Consider the following 10,357-nt stretch of genomic DNA (forward strand, 5'->3'; position numbering starts at 1 on the left):
GACTCTCGGCTCTCGCATCTCGGTTCTCGCTTCTTTTTTCTTGTTTTTTGGCTCTTGACTCTTATCCAAAGGCTAAAACCTTCGAGATCAAAAAAGAACTCAAAGGTTACACTACCCCAATCTCATGTCTCATGTCTAGCGTCTCACGTCTTCAATAGAAAATTCTCCAATATCCTCTCCCCCACTTTTCCGCTTTTCTCGGGATGGGCTTGCATGGCGTAGAAGTTGTCCCTGTGCATCAAGGCTGCAAAGTCATGGATATAGTGTGTCTGTGCGATGGTGAAATCGCTTATTTCACAGAAAAAGCTATGTACATAATAGACATAAGATTCCTCATCCAAACCTTCTAATAAGGGTGTTTTCAAGTTTATGAGATTATTCCAACCTACATGGGGGACTTTGAATTCCACATATGATTCCGGTAAAAACTTCTTGACTTTAACCGGAAACACTCCAAGGCATGGTGTGTCATTTTCTTCTGAATAATCACAAAGCAATTGCTGACCCAAGCAAACCCCAAAAAAGGGTTGCTTCAAACTGGGGATCAATTTGTCCAGTTTTTTTTCCTTCAGATACATCATTGCGGTGCTAGCCTCTCCCTGTCCGGGGAAAATCACTTTGTCTGCATTGGAAATAGTTTCAATATCATCTGTTAAAACAGCATTGGCCCCCAGCCTTTCCAAAGCAAAAAGGACTGACTGTACATTACCTGCGTTGTATTTGATTACTGCTACTTGCATTTGGGGGATTGTAGATTTCAGATTGTTGATTTTAGATTGGTTGTAAGGTTTAATTATTAGAAGATTGACCAAAGAAATGAATTTAAACCTAACCCAGAAGTCAAGTTTTAGAATTTTGATAATTTTTCAATTTTTCAATTTTTCAATTTTTAAACCTTTCAACTTTTTACCCCTTCGCTGCCTCGGAGACCATTTCTTCCAATACTTCCTCGATTTCGGGTAAGGATTGGAAAAGCTGCTCGTAACTTTCAATCACAAAATATTTGTCCTGAAATTTGTCTTTCCAGAAAGGAGTATTCAGGATTTTCCGGACGTTATATTCATAATGCTTGGGTTCACTGGAAAGGCTGAATTTTGTCTCTCCGGCTGAACTCAATATTCCGGCACCGTATATTTTGAGTTCACCTTCTTCTCTGATCAATCCAAATTCTATAGTGAACCAATAAATCCTTGAAAGCAACTCAATCGCCCACTTATCATCAATGAATCTTAGTGCAATACCGCTCAAATTTTCAAGAAAATCGACATAAGGCTGATTAGTCAACATAGGCATGTGTGCAAACGCATCATGGAACATATCCGGCTCTTCGAGATAATCCAATTGCTCCATGGACCTCATCCATGTGGAAGAACAAAAACGCTTATTGTTCATCAATCCGAAGAAAAGATCATCATCTATCAACCCAGGAACCACATGTATGGCCCAACCGGTACTTTTTGCCAGTCTTTGGTTGACATCAGCAAAATCAGCGATCCGGTCTGCGGTGAAATTAATTTCCTTAATCCCATCCAAATAAGCTTTGGAAGCTGCTTTGGGCAAATTGACTATCTGTCTCTCAAAGAGGATTTTCCAGACCTTAAAATCCTCCTCCGTGTAGGCATCATAATCCTGCCTCATTTTTTTTAATCTCGGGTCCAAAAAGACCCAGTCTTTGGGTTTATTTGTCATTTTATATTTGGGCTATTATTGTTGGCTGTAAATATAAGGATAGATATTAGACGTGAGACATGAGATTTGAGATTTGAGACTAGGGTAACCTTTGAGGTCTTTTTTTGACCTCAAAGGTTTTTGGCTTTGGATAAGAGTTAAGAAACAAGAAATAAGATGCGAGAACCGAGAAGCGAGAGACGAGATAACTTAGTTGCAAAGCATGAGATTTCTTCAACCAATATATCTTTTTCTAATTCAAACTTTTAAATCTCTTCTTTACTCAATTTTCCAATCTTGCAATCTTGCAACTTTCCAATCTTTCAATTATAACAAATCAAAAGTCTTTCTCATCGCAAAGGTCTTTCTGATCCAGTCTGCCAAAAGCGCACTTTGTGCAAAATCCAAAGTCTGTTGCCCGTCTGAATAGGCTTTTTCAGGGATTTCATGGGTTTCATATATAATACCATCAGCACCGGACATCACCCCTGCCAGGGCCATTTGGGGTACATATTCCCTGATTCCGATTCCATGAGAAGGGTCTACTACCACCGGTAAATGGGATTTGACTTTCAATATGGGAACGGCATTTAGATCGAGTGTGTTTCGGCTTGCCTTTTCATAGGTTCTGATTCCCCTTTCACAAAGTATCAGTTTTTCATTGCCACCGGAGAACACATATTCCGCAGATTGAAGTAGTTCTTCAATTGTTCCGGAAATCCCTCTTTTGATCATCACCGCTTTATCCACTTTACCCAATTCATCCAATAAATTGAAGTTTTGGGTGTTCCTCGCTCCTACTTGATAAATGTCTACATAAGGATACATCTCTTCAATCTGGGAAACCTGCATAACTTCAGTCACAATCTTGATTCCGGCTTCCTTAGCCAACCCGTACCATAATTTCAGACCATCAATCCCCAAGCCCCGGAAAGCGTAAGGACTTGACCTGGGTTTGAATACACCACCACGCATCAACTTAATGCCGTTTTCTTTGAGATGGTTGATGACTTTGATGATCTGATCTTCTGATTCAATGGAACAGGGGCCCGCCATAATGGCCATATCCCCATCTTTGATGTAAACCCCATCGCCCAAGTCTATTGAAGTAGGTTTTGCTTTCCACTTTTTGGAAACCAGCTTATATTCATCGGACACAATGTGAATATCCTGAATCCCCTCCTTTTGGCCGATTTTACGGATGTCAAATTCTTTCTTTCCTATTCCCACCAAATAATCCCCCAATTGGGTTTTTACTTCAGTGATTTTGTATCCTATCTGATTTATTTCCTGAATAAGGGAATCCTTTTGTTTTTCGGAAATATCTTCTTTTAATTGAACGATCATATTTTATTGAATTACTGATTGGATATAATTTTTGATGTCTTCAGCCAGATTATTGCTGTCCTTGATTACTTTGATAAATGCGCTTCCTATGATCGCCCCATTGCTATAAGAAGATGCTTTGGTAAATGTCTCCGAATCGGATATCCCAAAACCGATTAACCTAGGGTTTTTGAGATTCATTTCTTTTACCCTCCTGAAATAGGCAATCTGTTCTTCAGAAATCCCCGATTTGGCACCTGTTATACTATGGGAAGAAACCATGTAAATAAAGCCATCAGAGTTTTGGTCAATTTCCAGAATTCTTTTTTCACTGGTCTGTGGAGAAATCAAAAATGTATTGGCCAATCCATATTTTTCAAATAATTGCCGGTATTCTTCCAGGTATTGCTGCACAGGAAGATCAGGCAAGATCAAACCATCAATCCCCAATTCCTGACATTTTTTGCAAAATGCCTCCATCCCATATTGGATGATCGGATTCAAATATCCCATCAGGACCACCGGAATAGTAATTGACTCCCGCATATCCTCTAATTGCTGAAACAACTTCTTGAGGCTCATGCCATTTTCAAGGGCGATCATATTACTGTCCTGAATGGTGGGTCCATCAGCGATTGGGTCTGAGTAAGGAACTCCTATCTCGATGATATCCGCCCCGGCATCCTGAACAGCCTTCATGATCGGCAAAGTATCTTCTAATTCCGGAAATCCAGCAGTGAAGTAGATCGACAGCACCCGCTCTTTTTTGTTTTGAAATAATGTATGTATTCGGTTCATTTTTTTGAGAAGTGAGATATGAGAAGTGAGACGTGAGATTGTAGATTGTAGATTTTAGATTTTAGATTGTAGATTTAGTTATATCTTCATCTAGCTTGTTAAGTACTGAAAATACTTACCACTTTATTCATTTAGACCTTCGAGGTTTTAAAAACCTCAAAGGTCGTGTGTCACCTCATTCTGAATTCTACCTTCTACCTTCTGAAATTAATACCCTCCCCACTTGATATAAGTATCCAAATCCTTATCCCCTCTTCCTGATAGATTGATGACGATGATATCGTCTTTTCGGTATTCGATCATATTGAGGGCGTGGATGGCGTGGGCTGTTTCTATTGCCGGAATAATCCCTTCCATGCGACTGAGTTCTATTCCCGCTTTCATCGCATCTTTATCTTCAACTGCCACAAACTCCCCTCTCCCGATATCAAAAAGATGCGCATGTACAGGTCCAATTCCAGGGTAATCCAATCCTGCCGAAATGGAATGTGGCTCTACAACCTGTCCATCTTCAGTTTGCATCAGCAAAGTCTTGCTTCCATGCAAAATGCCTGGAGTTCCCAAGGCAGTGGTGGCTGCAGATTTTCCCGACGAGATACCCAATCCCGCAGCCTCTACAGCAATCAACCTGACCTGAGGGACATTATAATAATGGTAAAATGCTCCTGCAGCATTACTTCCACCACCCACACAGGCAATGACCAAATCGGGATTTTCTGTCCCTTCTTTTTCTTGTAACTGCCATTTGATCTCTTCCGAAATCACAGATTGAAACCTAGCGACCATTTCAGGATATGGATGTGGCCCTACCACGGAACCAATAATGTAGTGTGTATCAACAGGATCGTTGATCCATTGACGCATGGCTTCGTTGGTGGCATCTTTGAGGGTTTGGCTTCCTGAAGTTGCCGGAACCACTTTTGCACCTAAGATTTTCATCCGTTCTACATTGGGGCGCTGACGTTGAATATCAAGTGAACCCATGTAGATGGTACAATCCATTCCCATCAATGCACAGACAGTGGCAGTGGCAACACCATGTTGGCCGGCACCTGTTTCTGCAATGATCCGCTTTTTGCCAAGTTTCTTGGCCAAGATGATCTGACCAACCGTATTGTTGACCTTGTGGGCACCGGTGTGGCAAAGGTCCTCGCGCTTGAAGTATATTTTTGCGCCATATTTCTGGGACATTCGTTCCGCAAAATATAGAGGCGTAGGCCTTCCTACATAATCTTTCAGCAGACTTTTGAATTCCTTCTGAAACTCATCTGTCGCCACTATCTGCTCATAATTTTCCCTGAGCTCTTCAATATTGGGATGGAGCATTTCAGGGATGTATGCACCCCCAAATTTTCCATAAAATCCTTTTTCGTCGACTTTGATCATTTTTTTATTAAGACGTGAGATGTGAGACGTAAGACGTGAGATGTGAGAAATAGAAGAGACAAGAACCAAGATGCAAGACTAGGCTTCGAAAGTTATTGGAGTAGGTTTTAGAATGTGAAGATTTACAAGGATGAGTTAATAAGATCTTCAACTTTCTAGGCCCACCAAAATCCCCGCTAATCGCTATCGATATTTCTGACTTCTACTTTAATTCAATCTTATTCACGTTTAATCCCCAACATATTTCAACTTTATTTCTATCTTATTTCAACTATATATCTATTCAAATTTTCCCTTTAAACTTTTCTATTAAAGAAACATCCTTCAACCCAGGTACAATTTCGAATTTTGAATTGATGTCTATTCCTTTCATTTGGGGGACTTGGGATTGGAGATTTTGGATGGTATCGATGTGATCCAAACTGATACCCCCACTGAGTAAAAACGGCTTTTCGAAGGGGTAATCCTGGAGCAATTGCCAATTGAAGACCTTTCCACTTCCACCATAGGACTTGGTGAACGTATCAAATAGAAAGAAGTCCACAAAAGGCAGGTAACTTTCCAATAAATCCCATTGGATAGAATCGTTTACAGAAAAAACTTTGAAGATTTCCAATCCAGTTTTCTCTTTGATTTTGCTTACTTCATCGACTGTTTCTTCCCCATGCAACTGTAGCGTTTTCAATCCAAAAGAATGGATTGTTTTTTGAATATCCGAAATGTCAGCATTCACAAAAACCCCTACTTTGCTAATCTCTAATGCTTTGATAAAGTCTGCATTCTTTCTGTCCACAAACCTTGGCGAAGAGGGATGAAATATCAAACCCATCCAATCCGGTTGGATTTGTTTTATCAATTCCCTGATGTTATCAGGTTCCCGCATGCCACATACTTTCAACCTCATCATCCTCGGGTTATGCCAAGCTTTTGGGAAATTAAATTCCTGTATTCCTTTATGAAATTATAAGCCGCCTGTTGTGGTCTTCCTGATTTCATAAAGTTCTCACCTATCAGAAATCCATCAAAGCCGGCATCTTTCAGGTCAACAAGTGTTTGGGGGTTGGAAATTCCACTTTCGGAGATTTTCACAAAATCCGAAGGGATTTGATCCACCAAACTGAAAGATGTTTCCAATGAAACCTCAAAAGTCTTGAGGCTCCTGTTATTAACTCCAACCAAATCCAAGCACTCATTAACAGCAGAATCAAGCTCCTCTACATCATGCACTTCCATCAAAACCTCTAGGCCCAATGACCTTGCAAAAGCAGCCAATTCTTTTAATCTATTTGGCTCCAATGCAGCAGCAATCAAAAGGATGCAATCTGCCCCTATGGATTTTGCTTCTATGATCTGATATTCATCAACAATGAAATCCTTTCTGAGAATTGGGCAATAGTTGAATTTTCTTACCAAGGTCAAATCCTCGTTTTTTCCTCCGAAAAACTCCTGATCAGTCAGAATGGACAATGCAGAAGCACCTGCCTGCATATAACCTATGCTTACCTTTTCGATGGATGCATTGATATTGATATCTCCCTTTGATGGTGATTTTCTTTTAAATTCAGCTATAATGCCCGTTTTGTCTTCCCTAGTGATGTACTTTTTCATCGACACCACTTTGCTTTCAAAATAGATACTTTTTTCAAGCAACTTTACCGGAACAAGACTGCTCTTTTCGGAAACTTCCTTCTTTTTATGGGCAATGATTTTATCTAAAATATTCATAGGTTTTAATTTGCAAATGAAATGGATGTTTTTGGATTGACAAGGGCAGTGAAGACCTGGAGGGCTTTTCCTGACAAAAGTGAATCTTCGGCTTTGGATAGCGCATCCTCAAAACCTAGTGATGGATCTGCAGTAACCAAAGCAGCTGCGGCATTTGCCATAACGACTGCATTTTGTGAAGATGTTCCTTTACCCTTCAAGATTGCGTCGAATATCTGTGCCGATTCTTCTACTGTATCCCCTCCCTTTATGGAATCTGCCAAAATTTTCTCCAAACCAATTCCCGTAGGACTATAAAGCTTTTCTCCTGAATTGGAAATCATCTTGAAATCCCCTGTCAGGGATATTTCATCATAGCCGTCCATAGAATGTAGGATACTGAAATTCCCCTCGTGTTCTTGATAGAGGTAAGCATATAGCCTCGCTAATTCAAGACTAAAAACCCCCACCAATTGTTTTTTTGGAAAACTTGGATTGACCATGGGACCGAGCATATTAAAAAAGGTTTTGACACCCAATTCCTTTCTGATGGGACCTACATTTTTCATGGCAGGGTGAAAAAGCGGTGCATGTAGAAAACAGATTCCCGCTTCATCCAGACTTTTTCTGATTTTGTCAATATCGCTGGTAAACTCATAACCGAAAAAAGCCAAAAGGTTTGAAGAACCACAAATAGAGGAAACTCCTGTATTGCCATGCTTGGCCACATTTTGACCTGCCCCGGCTACTATGAAGGAGGCAAGAGTAGAAATGTTGAAGGTGTCTTTGCCATCTCCACCTGTCCCACAAAGGTCCATGGCATCGTATTCAGGTATTTCGACAGGAACACAAAGTTCCAACATGGCTTCCCGAAATCCGCCAAGTTCCTCCACTGTAATACTTCTCATCAGGTAAACCGTCAAAAAAGCCGCAATCTGGGACTGATTATACCCCCCGGTTGCAATGTTCTTCAACACTTCTTTCGCCTGTTCCTTGGAAAGCGTCCGGTGTTCGATCAAGTGGTTGAGTATGTCTTTCATGGTTGTGGGTTTGTGTGGGTTATTAGTTTTTTACTTTACACTTTATTTTATATTTCAATTGGAAAAGTTAAACCCCTTCAGGGTTGATGAACCAACTTCATTTTCTCCATTTCCCCGCGTTTCACACGGGGCTATTCAAGGTTCAACCCTTTCAGGGTTATTAATCTAATCCACCCTTAATCTTTTTCCTTAACTCTAAATTTCCTCTAAATTGAAGATCTGATTTCTTGGTTCTAACCTTTTGTTTCTTGGCTCTAGCTTCTCGGCTCTCGTTTCTCGCTTCTTGACTCTTGGTACTTTGTACATCGTTCTTCGTACTCCCTCAGCTTTCCAGCCAATTTCTCATCATCTCCACCCCATGCTCTGTCAAAACGGACTCCGGATGGAACTGAAGGCCCCGGACTTTATACTCCTTGTGCCTGACACCCATAATCTGGTTATCAGGTGTTCTGGCAATGATTTCCAAGTCAGAGGATATACTACCTTCATTGATCACCCATGAATGATATCGTCCTATTTTGAACTTCTCCGGCAAACCTTTAAATAACAAATCCTCTTCGATTTTAACCTCAGAAGCCAACCCATGGACTACTTCTGACAGGTTGATCAAATCTCCTCCAAATGCCTCTCCTATTGCCTGATGACCAAGGCAGATTCCAAGAATGTCTTTTGTCGAAGAATATGTTTCTAGCAACACAGGCATAATTCCAGCTTCGGATGGAATTCCCGGACCCGGAGAAAGGAGTATTTTATCGTAAACACCCACATCAACCAAATTGATTTTATCATTCCTGAAAACATCCATTTGAGGTCCATATCCTAACTGCCTGATAATATATACCAAATTGTAAGTAAAGGAATCATAGTTATCGAGTACAAGTATTTTCATGTATTAATTGAAAGATTGGAAAATTTTAAAATTGGAAAATTAGGTTGATTGATCCGTTTGATGGTTTTATAAATAAATAAGGATTTTAATTCATTTTCCTTTTTGGTTCTTTTTTGCTTTTTCAAAGTCTTGAAGGTATTTCATAAATCCTTTAATCTCCTTCGAGATTTCAACAAGATCATGGTAAAGTTTTTTGTATTCTGTTTCATCGATTCTATTTACTTTGTACAATACATATGCTTGACTTCTGACCTCTCCTGCTGAACCTTTGGCATATCTTAAGTATCGAATAAAGGAAGGATTGCTATTGTACTCAAAACCTTCCGCGATGTTATTTGAGATAGAAAAACCGGCATCTATAAACTGTCCTCTTGACTTAAAATCTGTAGCCAACAATCCTTTATCAGATAATTGGAAGACAAAGACAGCAAATTCCACAGCTTTCTTCCAAATATCCAAATCCTCAAATCTTTCTATCTTGCTCATATTATGTCCATTAAAAATGATTTTATTTTTTTAAACCTTGAAATCTGAGTGTGGAAAACCATAATTGAATATCGAAAGTCTCCCTAACCATCCAACCCCCAATTTTTCAATTTTCCAATCTTGCAATCTTACAATCTTACAACCCCCTAAACCCCTCAATATTTCAATCTTCCAATCTTCCAATCTTCCAATCTTGCAATTTTTCAATTCCCTAAATCCCCTCCGCCGTTTTTAATGCCACCCTCAACGCTTCGAGTTTGTTGGTCACTTCTTGAAGTTCAGAGGGTATTGAGGACTTCGCAACAACTCCTGCACCAGCTTGAAACCTGAGTTGGTTATTTTCAGAAACAAATGACCTGATCAAAATGGCATGGTTAAAATCCCCGTTAAAGCCTAGAAAACCAATGGCACCACCATAGAATTTTCTTGAAGTGTTTTCCAATTCATCAATCAATTCCATTGCCCGGTATTTTGGCGCTCCTGATAGCGTCCCGGCAGGAAAGGTATCCGCCACCAATTGGAGTGGGTTTGCATTTTCTGGAAGTTGTCCGGTGACTTTGGAAACCAAATGGATGACATGGGAATAGTACTGGATTTCTTTAAAGACCTCAACTTTGACTTTTTCGGATGACCTGCTGAGGTCATTTCTGGCCAAGTCAACCAACATCACATGTTCTGAATTTTCTTTGGGGTCATCATAGAGTTCCATAGCCAAAGTCGCATCAGCTTGGTCATTTCCTGTTCGCTTGAAAGTTCCTGCTATAGGGTAAATGGTAGCCACATTGTTTTTGACCACAATCTGCGCTTCTGGTGAGCTTCCAAAAACCTTATAGGAACCATAGTCAAAATAAAACAGATAAGGCGAAGGATTGACCGATCTAAGTGCCCTATAAACATTGAATTCATCTCCCTTGAAAGAAGTGGTGTACCTCCGGGAAAGCACAATTTGGAATACATCTCCCCTAAAGCAATGTTCCTGTCCCTTTTTGAGAATTTCCAAAAACTCCTCATCTGAGTAATTGGAGGATTCTTCTCCGACAAGTTTGAAAGAATAGGAAGG

The 10,357-nt window shown here is 40.1% G+C and carries 11 protein-coding genes; all 11 read right to left on the reverse strand.

Annotated features, from left to right (window positions below; genetic code table 11):
- Positions 1-143 precede the first annotated feature (143 nt).
- The gene (gene hisH, locus ACEW8U_RS00670; RefSeq protein WP_373520102.1) at positions 144-740 is read right to left on the reverse strand and encodes an imidazole glycerol phosphate synthase subunit HisH; all 597 of its coding nucleotides are present in this window, start codon (positions 738-740) and stop codon (positions 144-146) included.
- Between the two features lie 166 nt (positions 741-906).
- Entirely contained in the window at positions 907-1,689 is a 783-nt protein-coding gene (locus tag ACEW8U_RS00675) for a phenylalanine 4-monooxygenase (protein WP_373520103.1), read from the reverse strand.
- 306 nt (positions 1,690-1,995) lie between these two features.
- Positions 1,996-3,015, reverse strand: coding sequence for a 3-deoxy-7-phosphoheptulonate synthase (gene aroF / locus ACEW8U_RS00680; RefSeq protein ID WP_373520104.1), 1,020 nt, complete (start codon positions 3,013-3,015; stop codon positions 1,996-1,998).
- A gap of 3 nt (positions 3,016-3,018) precedes the next feature.
- Positions 3,019-3,792 carry a tryptophan synthase subunit alpha gene (gene trpA, locus ACEW8U_RS00685; RefSeq protein WP_373520105.1) on the reverse strand — a complete coding sequence of 258 codons (774 nt, stop codon included), beginning with the start codon at positions 3,790-3,792 and terminating at the stop codon, positions 3,019-3,021.
- Between the two features lie 207 nt (positions 3,793-3,999).
- Entirely contained in the window at positions 4,000-5,178 is a 1,179-nt protein-coding gene (gene trpB / locus ACEW8U_RS00690) for a tryptophan synthase subunit beta (protein WP_373520106.1), read from the reverse strand.
- Between the two features lie 283 nt (positions 5,179-5,461).
- Complete coding sequence (locus tag ACEW8U_RS00695) at positions 5,462-6,085, reverse strand: phosphoribosylanthranilate isomerase (RefSeq protein ID WP_373520107.1); 624 nt, start codon at positions 6,083-6,085, stop codon at positions 5,462-5,464.
- A complete protein-coding gene (trpC, locus tag ACEW8U_RS00700) occupies positions 6,082-6,903 on the reverse strand; it encodes an indole-3-glycerol phosphate synthase TrpC (protein ID WP_373520108.1) in 822 nt (273 codons plus the stop codon). The genes ACEW8U_RS00695 and trpC overlap by 4 nt, the downstream gene beginning before the upstream one ends.
- Before the next feature lie 5 nt (positions 6,904-6,908).
- Positions 6,909-7,922: an anthranilate phosphoribosyltransferase gene (gene trpD, locus ACEW8U_RS00705; protein ID WP_373520109.1), complete on the reverse strand. Its 1,014-nt coding sequence runs from the start codon at positions 7,920-7,922 to the stop codon at positions 6,909-6,911.
- Between the two features lie 322 nt (positions 7,923-8,244).
- Positions 8,245-8,811, reverse strand: coding sequence for an aminodeoxychorismate/anthranilate synthase component II (locus tag ACEW8U_RS00710; protein ID WP_373520110.1), 567 nt, complete (start codon positions 8,809-8,811; stop codon positions 8,245-8,247).
- Positions 8,812-8,901: 90 nt separating this feature from the next.
- On the reverse strand, positions 8,902-9,297 hold the full coding sequence (locus tag ACEW8U_RS00715; protein WP_373520111.1) for a four helix bundle protein: 396 nt from the start codon (positions 9,295-9,297) through the stop codon (positions 8,902-8,904).
- 211 nt (positions 9,298-9,508) lie between these two features.
- On the reverse strand, positions 9,509-10,357 hold an 849-nt coding region (locus ACEW8U_RS00720), incomplete at its 5' end, for an anthranilate synthase component I family protein (RefSeq protein ID WP_373520112.1).

The sequence above is a fragment of the Aquiflexum sp. genome (assembly GCF_041751335.1).
Classification (GTDB): Bacteria; Bacteroidota; Bacteroidia; order Cytophagales; family Cyclobacteriaceae; genus Aquiflexum.

Excerpts from the sequence above, each read along its gene's own strand:
- trpB (WP_373520106.1), bottom strand. The coding sequence starts at position 5,178 with ATGATCAAAGTCGACGAAAAAGGATTTTATGGAAAATTTGGGGGTGCA.
- ACEW8U_RS00675 (WP_373520103.1), bottom strand. The coding sequence starts at position 1,689 with ATGACAAATAAACCCAAAGACTGGGTCTTTTTGGACCCGAGATTAAAA.
- trpD (WP_373520109.1), bottom strand. The coding sequence starts at position 7,922 with ATGAAAGACATACTCAACCACTTGATCGAACACCGGACGCTTTCCAAG.
- aroF (WP_373520104.1), bottom strand. The coding sequence starts at position 3,015 with ATGATCGTTCAATTAAAAGAAGATATTTCCGAAAAACAAAAGGATTCC.
- trpC (WP_373520108.1), bottom strand. The coding sequence starts at position 6,903 with ATGAATATTTTAGATAAAATCATTGCCCATAAAAAGAAGGAAGTTTCC.
- trpA (WP_373520105.1), bottom strand. The coding sequence starts at position 3,792 with ATGAACCGAATACATACATTATTTCAAAACAAAAAAGAGCGGGTGCTG.
- ACEW8U_RS00710 (WP_373520110.1), bottom strand. The coding sequence starts at position 8,811 with ATGAAAATACTTGTACTCGATAACTATGATTCCTTTACTTACAATTTG.
- hisH (WP_373520102.1), bottom strand. The coding sequence starts at position 740 with ATGCAAGTAGCAGTAATCAAATACAACGCAGGTAATGTACAGTCAGTC.
- ACEW8U_RS00695 (WP_373520107.1), bottom strand. The coding sequence starts at position 6,085 with ATGATGAGGTTGAAAGTATGTGGCATGCGGGAACCTGATAACATCAGG.
- ACEW8U_RS00715 (WP_373520111.1), bottom strand. The coding sequence starts at position 9,297 with ATGAGCAAGATAGAAAGATTTGAGGATTTGGATATTTGGAAGAAAGCT.